This is a genomic window from Amycolatopsis dendrobii, assembly GCF_014145675.1.
In the GTDB taxonomy this organism is placed as follows: Bacteria; Actinomycetota; Actinomycetes; order Mycobacteriales; family Pseudonocardiaceae; genus Amycolatopsis; species Amycolatopsis dendrobii.
Window position 1 is genome coordinate 590,433 of record NZ_JACGZW010000004.1, and the last position, 17,982, is coordinate 608,414.

Consider the following 17,982-nt stretch of genomic DNA (forward strand, 5'->3'; position numbering starts at 1 on the left):
GGTGCAGTGACCGAGCGCCTATTCGAGCACGACCGGCGGGCCTCGATGCGCCGCTCGGTGACCGGCGGTGTGCTCAAAGCGACCTTGCTCGCCGGGCTCACGCTGATTTTCGTCTATCCGGTCGCGATGATCGTGCTCGGCGCCTTCCGTGACGGACTGCCTTCGGACAACATGCCGTTCACGATGAGCGGCCTGCTCGCCGCGTTCGAGGCTCCGGAAACGTGGCACACGCTGTGGAACTCGATCGTGCTGGTCGTCGTGTGCGGCACGATCTCGGTGGCGGGCGGCGGGCTGTTCGCCTGGATCGCGGCCAACACGAACGTGCCCGGCCGCAAGCTGCTCACGCCGATCATGGTGATCAACCTCTTCGTCCCGCCGCTGTTTCACACCCTCGGCTGGATCATGCTCGGCAACGCCCAGAACGGCCTGCTCAACCAGCTCGGCCGCTCGCTCGGCACGCACGGCCCGCTGATCAACATCCAGGGCTGGGGCGGGCTGATCCTGCTGACGTCGCTCGGCTACCTGCCGTTCGCGTACCTGCTGCTGCTCGGCGCGTTCAAGAACCGGGACCAGTCGCTCGACGAGGCCGCGGCGATCAGCGGCGCGGGCACGGTGCGGACGTTCTTCACCATCACCATCCCGTCGGTCGGCCCGGCGATCACCGGCGCGGCGCTGCTGATCGCGGTGCTGGTGTTCCAGTCGTTCGACGGACCGCAGCTGATCGGCCGCCAGGCGGGCATCTACGTCTTCTCGACGCAGATATATCACTACGTCCGGGATGAGGCGCCAGCCGAGTACACGAAGGCGTTCGCGCTGTCTCTCGTGCTGATCCTGCTGGTGCTGCTGCTGTTCCTGGCGCAGCGCTGGATGCTGCGCGGCCGCAGCTTCACCACGCTCACCGGCAAGACGTCGCGGCGCGATCCGCAGGAGCTGGGCCCGATCCGCTGGGTGCTGGCCGCGCTGATCGTCGTGGTGGTGCTGCTGAACTTCCTGTTGCCGCTGTTCGCGATGGTGCTCGGCAGCCTCCAGCCGATCTTCGGCGTGATGAGCACCGGGCTGACCCTGGACAACTACGTCACGATGCTGACCGACCCGCAGTTCAGCTCAAGCCTCGCGCTCACCGCGTGGCTCGCGGTCATCGGCGGCTTCGGTTCGATCTCGATCGCGCTGCTCACCACGTATGTCACCGCGCGGCGCCGGGGATTCCTGCGCAGCTACACGTCGTTTGCCGTCTGGATTCCGTGGGCGCTGCCCGGCGTCGTGCTCGGTCTCGCCTACATGTTCGCCGTGTTGTACCTGCCGGCCTTCCGCGGGCTTTACGGTTCGGCGTTCCTGATGACGCTCGTGCTGGTCGTCGCGACGATCCCGGTGTCGAGCCGGATCGCCGAGGGGGCGCTCGCGCAACTGTCGCCCGAACTGGAGGAAGCCGGCCGGATGTCCGGCGCGAGCGCGGCACGGGTGCTGGCGACCATCGTGCTGCGCCTGGTCATCCCGAGTTTCCTGGCCGGCTGGTTCCTGTCCGCGCTGTTCATCTCGGGCAACCTCGCCGTGCCGATGCTGCTCGCCCCGCCCGGTCTGGAACCCGTTTCGCTGACCGCGTTCCAGCAGTTCCTCACTGGCGAAATGTCCCGCGGCGCGGCGCTGTTCATGATCATCCTGCTCGCCGCGTTCGTCGTCCTCGCGCTCGCCGCGGCGTCCGTCAAGCTCGGCGGCCGGCTCCTCGGCCGCGACCGTTCCGCAGGTCCGCTCTCCCGCCTCACCCCCTGACCCGAGAGGAAGAACAATGAAGTTCTCCCGTACGAAACTGCGCGCGCCGGCCCTGGCGCTCACCGCCGGTCTGCTCGCCGCGCTGACCGCCTGTGCGTCGGCGGGCGCGACGAAGTCGAGTACACCAGTTGAGGTCCCTGGCGCGTCAGCCGCAGCCAACAAATATATGAACGAGCTGTACGACAAGGCGTTCGCGGCCAACCACACTCAGCTCGTGCTGTACGGGCCCGGGGTGACCGCGAACCAGGCGATGAACGACGTGTTCACCAAACGCTTCCCCGGGATCAAACTGCTCCCGCAGGACCAGGCGGACGCGCAGATCCTCACCAAGCTCGACACCGAGGCGCAGAGCGGGAACCGGATCGCGGACATCTACGTCGGCGGCGAATCCCCGCAGGCGGCGGCGAAGCCGAACATCTGCACCACCGCGGACGTGCGCACCGCCGATCCCGGGTTCAAGGTCCCGACCGACAACGACGGCAGGCTCACCTACTTCGCCTTGCGCTACTTCGGGTTCGTCTACAACACCGACCAGGTGCAGAAGCAGGACGCGCCGAAGAACTGGCACGACCTGCTCGACCCGAAGTGGAAGGGCAAGATCGCGGTCGGCGACATGACCGTGCCCGGCGGCATCCGGTACATCCTCGAATCGCTGATGCTGCCCGAGAACGAGAAGAAGTGGGGCCGCTCCTACCTGGAGAAGCTGGCCGCGCAGGACCTGCAGATATCTCAATCCGAACCGATGGTGCCCACAGATGTCGCCAGTGGCCGGTTCCCGGTCGGCATCGCGGTATATCAGGGCTACTTCGAGGCACAGAAGCAGAAGGGTGCGCCGATCGACATGGTGTTCCCGCTGGAGGACGGCGGAAACTACATGGCGCGTTCGGCACTGTGCCTGATCAAGGACGCGCCGCATTCCGAGGCCGCGCAGCTGTATGTCAACTGGCTGTACTCGCCGGAAGGTCAGAAAGCCTTGGCGGAGAAGGACAATTCCTACGGCCGCACGCCGACCGCGCCCGGCCCGCCCGGACTGCCGTCGCTGGACAAACTGCCGCGGCTGCCGTTCTCGAACCCGGACCCCGCGTTCAACAAGCCGTACTTCGACTTCATCACCCAGGCGTTCAAGAAGTAGCACCTCGCCTCCCGGCCGAAGAGAAAGCGCAGGTCACGATGACCGAGGTCCAGGTAACCGGACTCACCAAGAAGTACGGCGCGAAGGCGGCGCTGCACGAACTGGATCTGACGATCGAGTCGGGGCAATTCGTGACGCTGCTCGGCCCCTCGGGCTGCGGCAAGACCACGACGTTGCGCTGCCTGGCCGGGCTGGAACGGCCGAGTTCGGGCCGGATCGTCATGGGTGACCGGGTTGTGGTCGACACCGCGCGCCGCACGTTCGTGCCCGCGGACAAACGCCAGGTCGGCATGGTGTTCCAGAGCTATGCGCTGTGGCCGCACCTGAGCGTCGCCGACAACGTCGCGTACCCGCTGAAGGTCGCCCGGATGCCCGGCCGGGAGCGTGCGCAGCGAGTGCAGGAGATGCTGGACGCGGTGGGTCTTTCCGATCTCGGGAAGCGTTCGGTCACCGCTTTGTCGGGCGGTCAGCAGCAGCGCGTGGCGCTTGCCCGTGCGCTGGCCGCCCGGCCGGGGATCATCTTCTACGACGAACCGCTGTCCAATTTGGACAGCAAACTGCGGTACCAGATGGGCCAGCAGGTGCGCTCGCTGCACAACCGCTTCGAGACGACGTCGGTCTACGTGACGCACGACCAGGAGGAAGCGATCACGCTGTCCGACCGGATCATCGTGATGAGCGAGGGTGTCATCGTCCAGTCCGGTACGCCGAGCGACCTGTACGACCGCCCGAATTCGGCGTATGTCGCGGACTTCATGGGCTTTCAGAACATCCTGCCCGGAACGGTCACCGGCGTGCACGGCAAGACTGCTGATGTGCGGGTCGATGACACTTCGCTGGTGTTTTCCGGGATCGCGACTGGCGAGGTTTCTCTGGGCGACCGGGCTGACATCGCGTTCCGCGCGGCGCATGCCCGGCTGTCCCCGGACGGTTCTGGTGCGGGACAGTTCCGCGGAACCGTCGAGCGCACTACTTATCTCGGAAGTGCCGTCAATCTTCTCGTCCGTGCGGACGGTCTTCCGATGCGGGTGCGCACGGAAACGGCCGAACTGTCCGCGGAATCCGTCCCGACCGCGGGCGAGGAACACACTTTCGCGGTGAGCCCCGACCGCGCCGTCGTCATCCCGCACGAGAACGCGGCCCCCGCTGACGACGACTACCTGACCACGATGACCGATGCCGCCGTCGCGCCCCGCTGACGCCGGACGAAGGGAAGAATCCGTGCCCGATTTCTCCAGTCCTCGTTCCGACGGGCCGCGGATCCGGGAACTCGCCGAGATCGGCGGGCGCACCGACACCCGCGACGTCCTCGCCCACGCGACCAGACAGGCCGAGCGGGAGTACGACGACTACTTCATCGTCGATATCGACGCGCATGTCTCGGAAGACCATTTCTGGGGCGAGGTGCTGGAACTCATCGACAATGACGTGTGGCGCCAGATCGGCATGGATCAGTTCGGCAAGTTCGCTGGGAACAACGCGTTGCTGAACATCCAGCCGGGAATGTCGCATCAGAGTGTCGGCGGGCGGATCGGGCATCAAGGTCGCAAGGAACCGCTTGACGGGGTGTCCGGGCACCCGTTCGTCGCTGCTGCCCGGCGCGGTATGGATGCGATGGGCCTGGATTACCAGGTGGTGTTCCCCAGTGCGATGTTGCTGCTGGGGATGCATCCGCAGGACGAGATCGAGGTGGTGCTCGGGCGGGCGTTCAACCGGTGGCTGACCGAAGTCGTTCTGCCGCAGGATGATCGGCTCAAGGGGATGTTGTATCTGCCGTACAACACGCCGGAGGTCTGCGAGGAGCTGGTCGAGAAGTATGCCGGTGATGCCGGGATCATCGGGTTTACGGTGTGTTCGACGCGCAACAATCCGGTGCATTCGGATGTCTATACCCGGTTGTACAAACTGATCGAGGACAGCGGGAAGCCGCTCGCGTTCCACTCCGGATATCATTGGGGCGATCCGTCGTTTGCCCAGCTGAACCGGTTCCTGTCAATGCATGCGTTGTCGTTTACGCATTACAATCAGATTCATGTGACCAACTGGATCGTCAATGCCATGCCGGAGCGGTTTCCCCGGTTGAAGATGGTCTGGGTGGAAAGCGGGCTGGCTTGGATCCCGTTCCTGATGCAGCGGCTTGACCACGAGGTGCTGATGCGGCCCAGCGAGGCTCCTGGGCTGACCCGGTTGCCCAGTGAGTACATGAAGGACATGTGGTACACGAGCCAGCCTATGGAGCGGACGAGCATGGAGTTGCTCGAGGCTGGGATGAAGGCGTTCAACGCGGAGACGCAGTTGTTGTATTCCTCGGACTGGCCGCATTGGGATTGGGATGCGCCTTCCACTATTACCCGGTTGCCGTTTTTGTCTGAGCAGGCTAAGCGGAATATTCTTGGGCTTAATGCTGCTCGGGTGTTCAATCTTCCTGCTGATCGGCGGAAGCCTGCTGCGAAGAGCGTGCTTCATGAGCGTCCTGGGGTCTCTTCATGACATCTGAACTGACATCGCTGGTATCTCGGCTGGGTCCGTTGACATCTGAGATCGCTTCGGGTGACCAGGCTGCCGCGGTCGCCGATGAAGAGATCGCTGAGCTGTTGTATGCGGCGGCTCGGTTGTTCTCCGCCAAGACTGATCGGGTGGGGAAGATTGCCTGGCCGATCCGTGCGGATGCGTTGACTGCTACGGAGACTGTGGTCCTGGTTACCGCGTTGCTGGACGCGGCGGATGTGAACCTGTTCGACATGGCGATCTGGTACCGGAGGGCCGTATGAGTGCCGTGCAGCGGGACGTCGTTGTCGCCGGGCTCGCGGATCTTCGCGCGCGAGGGCGGATCGTGGTGGAGGTTGACGGGTTCGAGGTAGGGCTTTACTTCCATGCCGGGGAGGTGCGGGCTTGGCATAACGTATGTCCGCATCAGGGCGGGCCGGTTTGCCAGGGGAAGATCATGCCTCGGACCATTCAGCCGGTTCGGGAGGATCGGAAGAGCGCCGGGCCCGCGTTTCATCCGGCTGATCGGAATATTGTCTGCCCTTGGCACGGGTTCGAGTTCGATGTTCTGACCGGGCGGCATCCGGCTGATCGGCGGGTGGGGTTGAGCGGGGTTCCGGTGCGGGTGGTGGGGGATGAGGTCGTGGTAAGGATTTGAGCATGGGGCGTTCGAGTCGTCGGCGGTCAGAGGGTCGAGTGGCTGAGGTTGCGTGGACGCCGGCGGATCTCGAAGACCCCGGGCTTGATTTCTGTCGAGTTGCGCCGGACGTGTTCTGCCCATTCCGCTGGCCATCGGGTAGCGGCAGACCAGCGGACACCAACGAGCGGGATGTCAGTGAGGTCGGCTGAAGCAAGATCTGCTCCGGTGAAGTCAGTGGTGGCCCGGCGAATGCGGTTGACGGCTTTGGTAATCGACGACGAAAACCGTCCGTCGGCACCGCGTTCCCGGAGCCGGCGCAGCTCGTTCTTGAGGGCTTCGGCTAGATCGATATCGACTCGATCCACCCGGGAGAAAGCGTGCATGATGGAGAGCCCGGCATCGACGGCCGATTCGAAACGGCGCGCGATGAAGTCGAGCCGGGTGTCGTGGAGACGGTCGGCTTCGATCAGGTTGATCCAAGTGGACGCGAGACGTCGTGCGTAGGCGAGTTTCTCGTTGTCGCGAAGGACTAGTCCGTTGAGAGGGCCGTAGCGCGGCGCGATGCGGTACTGGTCGACGGCTTTTACCGAGGTCTTTAAGAGGTCGAGAGCTTGGCGGCGAAGTTCGGGTTCGACCGGATTTTTCAGCTGGAGTGACTCGTGGATTGCCTTCAGGTCATCGGCAAGCTCTCGGAAGGTGGTTTGCCAGGACAGTTCCGAGTCGATCTCGTTGAGCTCGTTGTAAGGAATTCGAGCGCGCAGAGCGAGTCTTGTTTGCTCCGGCCGCGCCATCAGGGCCAGCGAGTAGGCGGTCAGGTCGCCGCCGTCCGGTCCACCTGCGGCCGGTGCCCGAGGGGCCGTTTCCGGTCGGGAGGTCAGAATCGCGGCCAATCCCGCTCCGGGGTCGACCGCGTTGCTGAGCGCGCGGTCCAGATCGGCCCGACGGTCGGGGAGGAGTGCGTCGCGCAACCCGGAGTGGAGGTTCAGCACTGCGTCGAGGGAATCGCTCAGCCCGCGCTGACGTTCGCCGAGCCATTGATCGAATTCTCGCTCTGGATGGTGAGTCATCGGCTTCCCTCCTCGCGCGGTAGGTGCTGGGCGAGCGCACGTCGAGCTTTCATCAGGTTGGCGCGGACGGCTTCCGGTCTGATTCCGAGTTCGTCGGCGATCTCCTTCGGGGTGTATCCGTACAGCGTCCAAGCCATGACTTGCCGTTGCCGTGGCGGCAGCCGGTCGAGCAGGACCACGATGTCCTGCTGCTGTTCCCACCCGTCGATGGCGGTCGCGCGAAGTAGCGGGCTTGGCTCTGGCAGTTCGCCGACCAGGTCTTCTCGACCGCTGACGAGCCTGCGGAGCAGGGCACGGGAGGCGGTCCGATACGACCAGGCACGCGGGTTGTTGATCGCGGACCACAGGCGGTAGGCACTGCAGAGCGTGTCTTGCGCGATGTCGGCGGCGTCTGCCAGTCGCGCACCCTGCATGATCAGGAACCCGGTCAGATCCCGGACTGTCGAGTAGTAGAACTGGCTGAACTCGTCGTTTCGGGAGTAGTCGCTGCTCGTATCCGATGTCGGCGCGGCGGACGAACGAGCGCGGTTGCGTTCAGGCATGGTTGTCCGCCGCGGCCGTCTGCCGTGCGACGATCCGCATTTTTATGCGGCTGCCGTCGCTTCGAAGCTCGTCCAGTTCGATTGCCCCGTCCGGCGGGAGTCGCGCGGTGATCGCATCGAGGGTTTCCTGACGTCGTCGCTCCCAGTCGGCTTGCCAGCGCAGTCGCAGCGCCAGCGCCGACAGCGCAGCCAATGCGCTGGCGAGGCAGGATGCCAGCGTGGTGATCGAATCCATGGCGGCTCGCTTCCGGGCGAGGGGCATCGGTCGGAAGTTAAGAGGCGGGCGGCGCTGCTGGCGTGAACTTCAGTTGGTTCAGCGGGACGCTCAGGCGTCGCTGTGCCCCTTCCACATCACCGGACTATCAACGCTCGCAGACCGTGAAGTGTGACGGTATCCGCCCCGACGCAGGTATCGGTGTTCTGGAACCGGAATCTCCTGGCTTGCTCAGGCCGGATTCGGAATGTTGTGGGGATCCACGTCTACTGCCGCGAAAAGAGTCCGCGCGCAGAGATCGCGCAGTTCCTCCGTACTGATCTTCGGCTCGTCCAGCCAGTCCAGGATCAGCGTCGCCACGAACGAGAGCCATCCCCGGACCGCTAGCCGCGTGGTGGCAGTCACCGGCCGCAGCAAGCTCACCGCGGACAGGATGCGGTCGGCGTTCGCCGCCATCCCGGCCTCGCGGATTTCCCGGATTTCGCGGTCCGCGTCGCCCGCGCTGCGGTGCACGATGCGGTAGCCGTCGGGGTGGGTGCGGGCGAATTCCAGGTATACCTCCAGCCCCGCGCGCAGTTGCTCGGCCACCGGCAGCGCCGGGTCGGGTTCGCTCATCGCCAGCAGCTGGTCGCGCTGGCCGCGCACGATTGCGGCGAAGAAATCCTTTTTGGTGGGGAAGTAGTGGTACAGCAAGCCGCGTGAGACGCCGGCGATTTCGGCTACTTCTTCGATCCACACCTCGTCGTACGGGCGGCCCGCGAACAGGCCTGCTCCGATGGTCAGCAGCTGTTCGCGGCGCTGTTCGGTGCTCAGGCGCGTCCGCATCCTCCCAGCTTACTTGACACCGGTTCAGTAGCGGGGGATGGTGACCTTATTGGATGTGGGTTCAGTAGGGAGCGAACTGTGGACACCACCGCGATTCCGCACCGGCCGGGCCGGTTGCCGGTGCTGGGGGACCTGATCGGGACCAATGTGCGGACGCCGCTGCAGAGCACCATGCGGGCCGGTGCCGGGCTCGGGCCGATTTTCACGCGCAAGTTCTTCGGCCTTGAGATCGTGTTCGCCTGCGGGATCGACCTGGTCACCGAGCTGAACGACGAGTCGAGGTTCGGCAAGCACGTCGGGCTTGGCGTCGAGCGGTTGCGCGGTGTTGCCGGCGACGGGCTGTTCACCGCGCACACGCGCGAGCCCAACTGGCGGCTGGCGCACGACATTCTGCAGCCCGCGTTTTCCGCCGAGGCGATGCGGCGGTATCACTCGACGATGCTCGAGGTCGCCCACGAGCTGACCGCGGCGTGGGACAGGGCGACCGGCCCGGTCGACGTCGCTGCCGACATGACTCGGCTGACGCTCGAGACGATCGGGCTCGCCGGGTTCGGGTATCGGTTCGGGTCGTTCGAGCGGGCCGAGCCGCATCCGTTCGTCACGGCGATGATTCGCGCGTTGCGGTTCGCGCAGCTGGACAACGTCAAGCTGCCGTTCGTGCGGCGTGCGCTGGCCGGGTCGTCCGCGCAGAATCAGGCTGACATCGCGACCATGACGGATCTGGTCGACGAGGTGATCGAGGCGCGCCGCCGGGAAGGCGGCGAGGCGCGTGATCTGCTCGGGCTGATGCTCGCCGAGGGGCACCCGAGGACCGGGGAACACCTCGATCCGGTGAACATTCGCAATCAGGCCATCACTTTCGTGGTCGCCGGCCATGAGACGACGTCAGGCGCGCTGTCGTTCGCGCTGTACTACCTGACGCGGCATCCGGAGCTGCTGGAGAAGGCCCGCGCTGAAGTCGATGCGGTATGGGGCGATCGTGAACCGGCCTTCGGCGACGTCGCGAAGCTGCGGTACGTCCGCCGTGTGCTCGACGAGGCGATGCGGTTGTGGCCGACTGCGCCCGGTTACTCGCGGGAAGCCCGCGAAGACCTGGTGCTGGGCGGGAAGTATCCGATGCGCAAGGGCGATTCGATCATCGTGCCGTTGCCGATGCTCCACCGCGATCCGGCCGTGTGGGGGCCGGATCCGGAGAAGTTCGACCCGGACCGCTTCGAACCGGCGGCGGTGCGGAAGCGTCCGGCTCAGGCGTACAAACCCTTCGGCACTGGGGAGCGCGCGTGTATCGGCCGCCAGTTCGCGTTGCACGAAGCGGTGCTGGCATTGGGAATCATGTTGCAGCGCTATGACTTCGAGGCAGATCCGGCGTATGAGCTGAAGATCGTCGAATCGCTGACGCTGAAGCCGAGCGGGTTCACTCTCCGGCCGCGGATCCGGGAGCGGGCGGCGGAGCTGACCTCAGCTGGCCGCTAGTTTTCCGGACAGCGTCCGGTGCCTCGCCGCGCCCCCGGTCACGGCGTGCCGAACGCGACCAGCGCCATGACCGCGACCAGAGCGAACGCGAACGGCGCGACCAGGCCGAGCGTGTCGAACGCGAACGGCACGCCAGGTATCCCCGGAACCGGCCGTGCCGAGGGCAGCGCGTGCTGAGGCGCCGGTGAGGCACCTGTCGTTTTCCGGGAAAGGCAGAAAAGCCGACGCTGGCGGGCAGGTCGAATATCGCCGCCGTCTCCCGCCTTCAGGTGGTTTGTGGATCACTCCGCTTCCCGGTCACTGGAGATCGCGCTACTATCAGGGCAGTCGTACAGGACGATCGCCCTGAACGACTGCCCAGGACGGTCGGCCAGGAGAAACGCGGATGAACTCACCGGCAGCGGCACGAGGGCGTGACGTGCGGCAGCGGTTGCTGGCGGCGGCGAGGGAGCTGGTGCCGGAACGCGGCTGGGCGGCGGTGAGCACCCGCGTGCTGGCGGATCGGGCGGGGGTGACGCCGAGCGTCGTGCACTACCACTTCCCGTCGCTGCAGGCGCTGCTGCGGGAGGCGGTTCTCGACGCGATGCGCGAGGTGCTGGAAAGCGTCGGACCGGCGCTGGCCGCGACGCAGAACCCGGCTGACCTGGTGTCCGCGCTGTTCGGGTCGGTCGAGCCGTACACCGGGGTGGACCCGTTGTCGGTGCTGTTCATCGAGGCGTATCTGGCGGCCCGGCGCGACGACGAACTGCGGGACCAGATCGGGGGACTGCTCTTGGCGTTCCGCGCACAGGTCAGCACCTGGCTCGCCGAACGCGGCCTCCCGGATCCGGAGGCGACCACGGAGGTGCTGGTGGCGACTGTCGACGGCCTGCTGCTGCACCGCGGCCTCGCTCCCGGCGGAGACCCAGCGGCGGTCACCGCCGTCCTGCGCGGGCTGGTCACGCTGCCCTAGGGGGGAGAGAAGTGCGATGAGGATCTTGGTCTGTGGCGCCGGCATCGCCGGGCTGGCCGCGGCGAACCGGCTGTCGGCGCTGGGCAACGAGGTCACGCTGGTTGAGCGCGCGCCCGGGCCGCGTCCGCAGGGCTACATGATCGACTTCTTCGGTCCCGGCTACGACGCGGCCGAGGCGATGGGCGCGTTGCCTGCCATCAAGGAGGCGGCGTACCCGATTTCCGAAGCGATTCTCCTCGACGCACAGGGAAAGCGTCGGTCCGATATCCAGTTCGGCCAGTTCGCGCGCACCGTAGGCGGCCGGTTGCTGAGCCTTCTGCGGCCGGATCTGGAACGGGCCTTGCGCACGTCGCTGCCCGCCGAAGTCGAGCTTCGGTACGACAGCGGGACAGTCGCAGTCGAGGACGACGGCGACCGGGTCGCCGCGACCCTCTCGGATGGTTCCGTGCTCGAGGCCGATCTGCTGGTGGGGGCCGACGGCATTCATTCGACGGTCCGGCGGCTGGTGTTCGGAGACGAATCCCGGTTCCTGCGCTACCTCGGCTTCCACACCGCGGCGTTCCTGTTCAGATCGCCCGAGATCCACGCGGTGGCGGACGGACGGTTCTGCCTCACCGACACCGTCGGCAGGCAGATGGGTTTCTACGGCTTGCGCGCCGGAACGGTCGCCGCCTTCGCCGTCCATCGCACGCCCGATCCCGCCCTGCCCGGCGACCTCCGGGAGTCGCTGCTGGACACCTACGGCTCGCTCGGCTGGATGGTGCCGGAAGCGTTGCGGCACTGCCCGCCGTCCGGGGAGATCTACTACGACCAGGTCGCCCAGATTGAGATGCCAGCGTGGAGCAAGGGCCGCGTCACGCTGGTCGGAGACGCGGCGTACGCGGTGTCGCTGCTGGCCGGACAGGGTGCGTCGCTCGGAATCGCGGGCGCGTACGTGCTGGCTGAGCAACTGAACCGCGCGTCGTCGATCGCCGGAGGACTGGCGGAATACGAGCGGCTGTGGCGTCCCGTCGCAGCCGGCAAACAGCAGTTGGCCCGCAACGGCGCACGCTGGTTCCTCCCCGGCAGCAAACCTCAGCTCTGCTTGCGGCGGCTCGCGCTCAAACTCGCCCGGTTGCCCGGAATTGACCGAGTCGTGGCCGGGAGTTTGACCGGGAAATCCACGGCGCTCATCACGAACCTGCACCATTCGGCAAGGGAAGGAGCCCGACCGTGAAACCGATCGCACGCACGGTCTTCAAGGCGCCGGCGAAGCTGTACGACCGCGACCTGGGATGGTTGCTGGGCAAGCGGTTCCTGTGCCTGACCCACGTCGGCCGCAAATCCGGCCGCGAGTACCGGACGGTCCTGGAGGTGATCGGCCTCCGTCCCCAGTCCGGCGAAGTGCTGGCCATCGCGGGCCTTGGCCCGTCGTCCGACTGGTACCGCAACATCCAGGCGGCCCCCGCGGCGGAGGTCGTGATCGGCCGCCGGAAGTTCGTCCCCGCGTACCGCACCCTCGACGAACCCGAAGCGGCCGACGCGATCGCCGATTACGAACGCCGAAATCTGCTGCTGCGCCCGGTTTTGCATCCGGTGCTGAGCAAACTGCTGGGCTGGCGCTACGACGGCTCCGACGCGGCACGGCACCGGATGGTCCGGCAATTGCCGATCGTCGCCTTCCGTCCCCGCGACGGAGCCGAACCCGACCGAGAAGGTACTGACCGCTGATGAACTACATCGCCGAACTGCGCCAGCTTGTCGGCACCCGTCCGCTGATCCTGCCCGGCACGTCAGTGCTGATCGCCGACGAGCGCGGCAGGCTGCTGCTGGTGTTCCGCGAGGAAAGCCAGGACTGGGGACTGCCCGGCGGATTCCTCGACCCCGGCGAGTCCTACGAGGACGCGGGCCGCCGCGAGGTGCGGGAGGAAATCGGCCTGGAGGTGCGGGACCTCGAACTGCTCGGCGTCTACTCCGGACCGGAATACTTCTACCGGTACCCGCACGGCGACGAGGTCCACAACGTCACCGCCGCGTTCACCGCGACCGTCGGGAACACCGAGGTCACCGTGGACGGCACGGAGATCACCGGCTACGAGTTCTTCCCGCTGGACCGGCTTCCGGACGACATCATCGCGCCGGAAAGGCCCATCGTCGAGGATTACGTGAAGCGGTTCGGCGGCTAGGTTGCCGGTGCCGGGTGCGCGGCTTTCGCTGATTGAGCTCCGCGCCGTTCCTGTTCGCGATCTTGCCGAGACCAGGACCTCGCCGGTCGAGCGCCCCACCGCGGCCGACAGGCGAATCCATGGCGAGGGAATCGGGATTTCAAGCCTGCCGGAGACAGAACGGATGCCCCGCCGGGCTCGCGTACACGTGACCGGAAAGCTGGCGCGCGCCCGCTTCCACCGCCCGGCTTTCCGCCGCGGCGAGGTCGGCCGCAGTGATGTCCAGGTGCACCTGCTGCGACGCTCCGTCCGGCCACTCCGGTGGCGCCTGTCCGGCGGCGTGCTGAATCACCAGCGTCGGAAAACCTTCCGCGGACAGGAAATGGTGCGTTTCCGTCGCGGCGACAGAACCGCCGAGAAACTGGTGCCAGAACGTACTTTCCTCTTCGAGTGCCGCCGCGTCGATGATCACCGCGCCGAGCTTCAAGCTCATTGAGAACTCCTTTCCGTCTCCGCGCTCAGACCGCTGGGATGATCCCGCCGTCGACGCGGAACTCCGCACCGGTCAGCCATTTCGCCCGGCTGGACGCGAGAAACGCGATCATTTCCGCCACGTCCGAGGGGGCGCCCGGCCGTCCCATCGGCACGTCCAGCCGGTCCACGATTTGCTGCTGAATCTCGTCCGCCCCAACGCCTTCCTGCGACGCGATCCGCTGAAGATGCGCGGCCGCGCCCTCAGTGACCACAAACCCCGGCAACACGCACACGACCCGCACGCCCTGTGCGCTGACCTCCGTCGCCAGCGAACGGCTGTAGGTGTTGAGCGCCGATTTCGCCGCTGCGTAGGAAGCTTCACCGCGCTGCGGCAGGTGACTCGCGATCGACGACACGTGCACGACCACGCCGGAGCCGCGTTCGACCATCCCCGGCACTAGCGCGCGATCGAGACGGACCGCGCTCAGCAGGTTCATCTCAAGATCTGCGAGCCAGGATTCGTCGGTCCGCTTCAGCGTCGGCGACGGGCCGGTCGCGGCTCCCGCGTTGTTGACCAGGACATCGACTCCGCCGACGCTTTCGGTCACCCGGCGGCCAAGCTCAGCCGCGCCGGCTTCGGTCGAGAGGTCCGCGGGGAGAAAGGTCGCGGGCAGGTCGTCCGGCGGTGCGCTGCGCGAAGCCGTCAACACGGTCGCGCCGGCGGCGGAGAAGCGGCGGACCGTCGCGGCGCCCAGGCCCCGGCTGCCGCCGGTGACCAGCACGCGGAGGCCCGCGAGACCCTCGTCCGGAACTGTCATGGCATCGCTCCCGCACTAAGGTGAGTCTGACTCCGGAAACGATACACTAAGCTGAACCGGACTCACTTTATGGAGGTGCTGGTGCCGTCCACCCGCCCACTGCGCGCCGACGCGCGGCGCAACCGCGATGCGCTCCTCGCTGCCGCGCGGGAAGCGTTCCTCGCCGGAGAGGCCGACGCGCATGTCGACGAAATCGCCAAGCGGGCCGGAGTAGCGGTCGGCACGCTCTATCGGCACTTCGAGACGCGCGAAGCCCTCGTGGAGGAGGTTTACCGGCAGGAGGTCGATCAGCTGTGCGCTCTGCCATCTCAACTGCTTGCGCAGCACACGCCAGACGAGGCGTTGAGATATTTCCTGCTGCGGTTGGTGGACCACGCGGCCGTCGGCAAGGGGATGGCGGTCGCGCTGGAGAGCATCATGGCGACGGATTCGCCAGTGTTCGAGGACGCCCGTGCACAGATGGCGGGTGCGCTCGACGAGTTGCTCGAAGCCGGTGCCGCGGCCGGATCGCTCCGCGCTGACATCGGCGGACGCACCGTGCTGCGCGCGCTCGGCGGGATTTGCGGCATGCGCATCGCGGAGGGCTGGAAGGACGAGGCGGTCCGGATCACCGAGATCCTCCTGGACGGACTGCGATACGGGGCCGTGCGGACCTCGTGACCAGCCCGGTTCGGGAATCCGGCCTGGCTCGAAACCCGGACCTGAAGCGAGCGACATCGGCGGCTCCAGCCAAAGACCTGCCGGTGGGCCTCGCCGTCAACGACGAGGCACACCGAGCCAGGGCCGGACCAACTGGCCGCCTTCGCGCGAGTCTTACTTGCCGAGCGCGTCCACTCCGGCCTGGGCGAAGGTCTCGTCCTGTGCACCCGACGGCGCACCGGCAACGCCGACCGCCGCGATCGGGGCGTTGTTCGCGTCCACCGGGACCGCTCCGGCGAGGAACAGGGTGCCCTTGATGTCCTTCAGTGTCGGGGTCTGTTGCAGCCGGCCGGTCAGCTCCGAGGTCTTCGCGTTCCACGCCACCGCGGTGAACGCCTTCTCCTCGGCCGACGAGTACGACTGCGGGCCCGCGCCGTCGCCGCGCAGGGTCACGATGGTGTTGCCGTCGCGGTCGACCACCGCGACCGACACCTTCTGGCCTGCCTTTTCGGCAGCGTTGAGCGCGGCCTGCGCGGCCTTCTGCGCGGCGGCGATCGACAGGTGCGTGGTCTGGACCAGCCCCTTCGGCGCGGCCTGGGCGGTAGCGGCGGCGGCCGCGGCGGCGGCCGCCGGGGTGGCGGCGTTCGCGGCCAGCGCGCCGGTCGTGGCGGCCCCGATCACGGCGAGTCCGCCGACGACGGTGGCGATGCGGGTCTTGGCGGTGAAGTTCTTCATCGGGTGCTCCTCGGCTTGTCCGGCTTGATGGATTCATCGTGCGTCCGGGACCGCCTTCACCGGATCGGAGTCTCGGCTCGCCTCCCGGCGCGGAACGGCCGACACTCATGTCATCCGATCGGCTGATGTCGCCCGGGTTCGCACAGGTCAAGCTCCATCTCGGACCGGAAAACGGAGGGCGGCGATGACCGATCGGGACGCGCGGTGGCTGGCCGCGACCATGCACACGGCGTTCTTCCTGCTGCTGGTCGCGTCGATCGTGCGCTTCCTCGACCACCATCACGGCGAACCGGCCGCGCCCTGGGTGATCGCGCTGACCGGCTGCCTGGCGGCGGTCTACGCGGTCGGCCTGGTGCTGCGGATCACCGGTCCCGAGCAGGTGACCGTGCCGTATCTGGCCTGGCTGACCGTCGTGACCGTGCTGTGGGTGGTGCTGGTGCTGCTCGCGCCGAGCTTCGCGTGGTGTGCGGTCCCGCTGTTCGTCACCGGCCTGCGCACACTGCCGACCGGGCCGGCATTGGTGCTGGTCACGCTGGTGACCGCGCTCGTGGTGCTCTCGCAGAACCGGCTCTCGACTGGCTTCGACCCGAACCTGACGATCGTGCCGGTGGCCGTCGCCGCTGTGACCGCCGCGGTGATCACGTACCTGCGGCGGCAGGCGGTGCGGCTGCGGGAAACCGAACGCCGTGCGGGGATGCTGGACGAACGCCAGCGGCTGTCGCGCGAGATCCACGACGCCCTGGCGCAAGGTCTGTCGAGCCAGGCGATGCTGCTCCAGGCGGCCGACCGCGCGTGGGCCGATCCGGATCTGGCCCGTGAGCATTTGCATGCGGCACAACAGATCGGCACCAGAAACCTGGCCGAAGCCCGCGGTCTCGTCCAGGATCTGGCTCCCGCCGACCTCGACGGGCATTCGGTCGAGGAAGCCCTCCGGAACGTCGCCGAACGCGAACCGCGGCCGGTGCGCGTGCAGGTCGACGGGCCCGCGCGGCCGCTGCCCGGCCGGGTCCAGTCCACTTTGGTGCGGATCGCGCAGGGAGCGCTCGCCAACGCGCGCGAACACGCCGACGCGTCGGGAGTGGCGCTCACTCTCACCTACCTAGACGATGAGGTCGTGCTGGACATCACCGACGACGGCCGCGGTTTCGACCCGGCCGCCCCGGCCGCCGACGGCCGCGGCCACGGCCTGCCCGCCATGCGCGCACGGGCGACGCAGCTCGGCGGCCGGTTGACCGTCGAATCCGCGCCCGGACAGGGCACCGCCATCTCGGCCGCGATTCCGCTGGGGCCAAGCCATGTCTGACGACCAGCTCATCCGTGTCGTGTTGTGCGACGACCACGCCATGGTTCGCGCCGGCCTTCGCGCGTTGCTGGCTGGCGCCGGCGGGATCGAGGTCATCGGCGAGGCTGCGACGGGGCAGGAAGCGATCAATCTCGCTGCCGCGTTGCGGCCGGACGTGGTTCTGATGGATTTGCAGCTCGGGGACGGGATGGACGGAGTCGAGGCTATCCGGCGGATTCGGGCCGCCGCTGAGCCGCCTCGGGTGCTGGTGTTGACCACTTATGACACTGATGCTGATATCACTCGGTCTATTGCCGCTGGGGCTACGGGGTATTTGCTGAAGGCTGAGTCCGCGGATGAGTTGTATGCGGCTATTCGGGCTGCTGCGGCTGGGAGGACCGCGCTGTCGGCTCCGGTGGCGGATCGGATGATGGCGCAGTTGCGGGCGCCTCGGCCTGCGTTGACTGATCGGGAGCGGGATATTCTCGAACAGCTGGCGCAGGGGGTGGGGAATCGCGAGATCGCCCGTCGGTTGTTTATCAGCGAGGCGACAGTCAAGACGCATTTGGGGCGGATTTACGAGAAGCTGGGGGTGGATACTCGGGCTGGGGCGGTGGCTGTGGCCAAGGAGCAGCGGTTGCTTTCCTGATGGCCGTGGTTGAGTGGGGCGCCCCGAAGCTTGATTGCGCTGACGGGCAGGGGCGCTTCGTATCGGGGCGAGGGGAGTGTGACGTGGGGTGACGTGCACACCGCGCGCTGCTAGCGTGGTTTCGCGCGTACCGGGAACTAGG

General features: G+C 66.9%; 21 protein-coding genes. 14 read left to right on the forward strand and 7 right to left on the reverse strand.

All coding sequences use genetic code 11. The features are described 5' to 3' along the window. Nucleotides 1-6 precede the first annotated feature (6 nt). From H4281_RS14505 to H4281_RS14530, 6 genes are read left to right on the forward strand one after another with little or no spacing between them, the layout of a single operon-like run. Nucleotides 7-1,767, forward strand: a complete 1,761-nt coding sequence (locus tag H4281_RS14505) for an ABC transporter permease (protein ID WP_182891402.1) — start codon at nt 7-9, stop codon at nt 1,765-1,767. 16 nt (nt 1,768-1,783) lie between these two features. Beyond that, nucleotides 1,784-2,899 (forward strand): ABC transporter substrate-binding protein, encoded by a 1,116-nt coding sequence (locus H4281_RS14510; protein ID WP_182891403.1) that lies wholly within the window; start codon nt 1,784-1,786, stop codon nt 2,897-2,899. 38 nt (nt 2,900-2,937) lie between these two features. Further along, complete coding sequence (locus tag H4281_RS14515; RefSeq protein ID WP_182891404.1) at nt 2,938-4,098, forward strand: ABC transporter ATP-binding protein; 1,161 nt, start codon at nt 2,938-2,940, stop codon at nt 4,096-4,098. A 22-nt stretch (nt 4,099-4,120) separates the two neighbouring features. Then, a complete protein-coding gene (locus tag H4281_RS14520) occupies nt 4,121-5,389 on the forward strand; it encodes an amidohydrolase family protein (protein WP_312872111.1) in 1,269 nt (422 codons plus the stop codon). After that, the gene (locus H4281_RS14525) at nt 5,386-5,670 is read left to right on the forward strand and encodes a hypothetical protein (RefSeq protein WP_182891406.1); all 285 of its coding nucleotides are present in this window, start codon (nt 5,386-5,388) and stop codon (nt 5,668-5,670) included. The genes H4281_RS14520 and H4281_RS14525 overlap by 4 nt, the downstream gene beginning before the upstream one ends. Continuing rightward, nucleotides 5,667-6,044: a Rieske (2Fe-2S) protein gene (locus H4281_RS14530; protein ID WP_182891407.1), complete on the forward strand. Its 378-nt coding sequence runs from the start codon at nt 5,667-5,669 to the stop codon at nt 6,042-6,044. Before H4281_RS14525 ends, H4281_RS14530 begins: the two co-directional genes overlap by 4 nt. Before the next feature lie 26 nt (nt 6,045-6,070). Here H4281_RS14530 and H4281_RS14535 read toward each other — a convergent pair whose 3' ends face one another. The 4 genes from H4281_RS14535 to H4281_RS14550 form a co-directional block, all read right to left on the reverse strand. After that, nucleotides 6,071-7,093 carry a hypothetical protein gene (locus tag H4281_RS14535; protein WP_182891408.1) on the reverse strand — a complete coding sequence of 341 codons (1,023 nt, stop codon included), beginning with the start codon at nt 7,091-7,093 and terminating at the stop codon, nt 6,071-6,073. Beyond that, nucleotides 7,090-7,635, reverse strand: coding sequence for an RNA polymerase sigma factor (locus H4281_RS14540; protein WP_182891409.1), 546 nt, complete (start codon nt 7,633-7,635; stop codon nt 7,090-7,092). The genes H4281_RS14535 and H4281_RS14540 overlap by 4 nt, the downstream gene beginning before the upstream one ends. Then, nucleotides 7,628-7,870, reverse strand: coding sequence for a hypothetical protein (locus H4281_RS14545; RefSeq protein WP_182891410.1), 243 nt, complete (start codon nt 7,868-7,870; stop codon nt 7,628-7,630). The genes H4281_RS14540 and H4281_RS14545 overlap by 8 nt, the downstream gene beginning before the upstream one ends. A gap of 210 nt (nt 7,871-8,080) precedes the next feature. Further along, nucleotides 8,081-8,674: a TetR/AcrR family transcriptional regulator gene (locus H4281_RS14550; protein ID WP_182891411.1), complete on the reverse strand. Its 594-nt coding sequence runs from the start codon at nt 8,672-8,674 to the stop codon at nt 8,081-8,083. 78 nt (nt 8,675-8,752) lie between these two features. Here H4281_RS14550 and H4281_RS14555 point away from each other — a divergent pair, with 78 nt between their 5' ends. The 5 genes from H4281_RS14555 to H4281_RS14575 all read left to right on the forward strand — a co-directional run bounded on the left by H4281_RS14555 (nt 8,753) and on the right by H4281_RS14575 (nt 13,264). Beyond that, entirely contained in the window at nt 8,753-10,147 is a 1,395-nt protein-coding gene (locus tag H4281_RS14555) for a cytochrome P450 (RefSeq protein ID WP_182891412.1), read from the forward strand. Nucleotides 10,148-10,532: 385 nt separating this feature from the next. After that, the gene (locus tag H4281_RS14560; RefSeq protein WP_182891413.1) at nt 10,533-11,099 is read left to right on the forward strand and encodes a TetR/AcrR family transcriptional regulator; all 567 of its coding nucleotides are present in this window, start codon (nt 10,533-10,535) and stop codon (nt 11,097-11,099) included. Nucleotides 11,100-11,115: 16 nt separating this feature from the next. Beyond that, nucleotides 11,116-12,315, forward strand: a complete 1,200-nt coding sequence (locus tag H4281_RS14565; RefSeq protein WP_182891414.1) for an FAD-dependent monooxygenase — start codon at nt 11,116-11,118, stop codon at nt 12,313-12,315. Then, entirely contained in the window at nt 12,312-12,809 is a 498-nt protein-coding gene (locus tag H4281_RS14570) for a nitroreductase family deazaflavin-dependent oxidoreductase (RefSeq protein ID WP_237596839.1), read from the forward strand. The genes H4281_RS14565 and H4281_RS14570 overlap by 4 nt, the downstream gene beginning before the upstream one ends. Further along, nucleotides 12,809-13,264 (forward strand): NUDIX hydrolase, encoded by a 456-nt coding sequence (locus H4281_RS14575; RefSeq protein WP_182891415.1) that lies wholly within the window; start codon nt 12,809-12,811, stop codon nt 13,262-13,264. Before H4281_RS14570 ends, H4281_RS14575 begins: the two co-directional genes overlap by 1 nt. A 139-nt stretch (nt 13,265-13,403) precedes the next feature. Here H4281_RS14575 and H4281_RS14580 read toward each other — a convergent pair whose 3' ends face one another. Together H4281_RS14580 and H4281_RS14585 are read right to left on the reverse strand one after the other, a co-directional pair. Beyond that, nucleotides 13,404-13,736: a VOC family protein gene (locus tag H4281_RS14580; protein ID WP_182891416.1), complete on the reverse strand. Its 333-nt coding sequence runs from the start codon at nt 13,734-13,736 to the stop codon at nt 13,404-13,406. A gap of 25 nt (nt 13,737-13,761) precedes the next feature. Then, nucleotides 13,762-14,535: an SDR family oxidoreductase gene (locus H4281_RS14585; protein ID WP_182891417.1), complete on the reverse strand. Its 774-nt coding sequence runs from the start codon at nt 14,533-14,535 to the stop codon at nt 13,762-13,764. An 81-nt stretch (nt 14,536-14,616) separates the two neighbouring features. Here H4281_RS14585 and H4281_RS14590 point away from each other — a divergent pair, with 81 nt between their 5' ends. Beyond that, the gene (locus H4281_RS14590; protein WP_312872112.1) at nt 14,617-15,195 is read left to right on the forward strand and encodes a TetR/AcrR family transcriptional regulator; all 579 of its coding nucleotides are present in this window, start codon (nt 14,617-14,619) and stop codon (nt 15,193-15,195) included. A gap of 153 nt (nt 15,196-15,348) precedes the next feature. Here H4281_RS14590 and H4281_RS14595 read toward each other — a convergent pair whose 3' ends face one another. Then, on the reverse strand, nt 15,349-15,909 hold the full coding sequence (locus H4281_RS14595) for a GlcG/HbpS family heme-binding protein (RefSeq protein WP_182891419.1): 561 nt from the start codon (nt 15,907-15,909) through the stop codon (nt 15,349-15,351). 184 nt (nt 15,910-16,093) lie between these two features. Between H4281_RS14595 and H4281_RS14600 the strand changes: the two genes are divergently transcribed. Continuing rightward, nucleotides 16,094-17,212 carry a sensor histidine kinase gene (locus tag H4281_RS14600; protein WP_182891420.1) on the forward strand — a complete coding sequence of 373 codons (1,119 nt, stop codon included), beginning with the start codon at nt 16,094-16,096 and terminating at the stop codon, nt 17,210-17,212. Beyond that, on the forward strand, nt 17,205-17,840 hold the full coding sequence (locus H4281_RS14605) for a response regulator (RefSeq protein WP_182891421.1): 636 nt from the start codon (nt 17,205-17,207) through the stop codon (nt 17,838-17,840). The genes H4281_RS14600 and H4281_RS14605 overlap by 8 nt, the downstream gene beginning before the upstream one ends. Nucleotides 17,841-17,982: the final 142 nt, after the last annotated feature.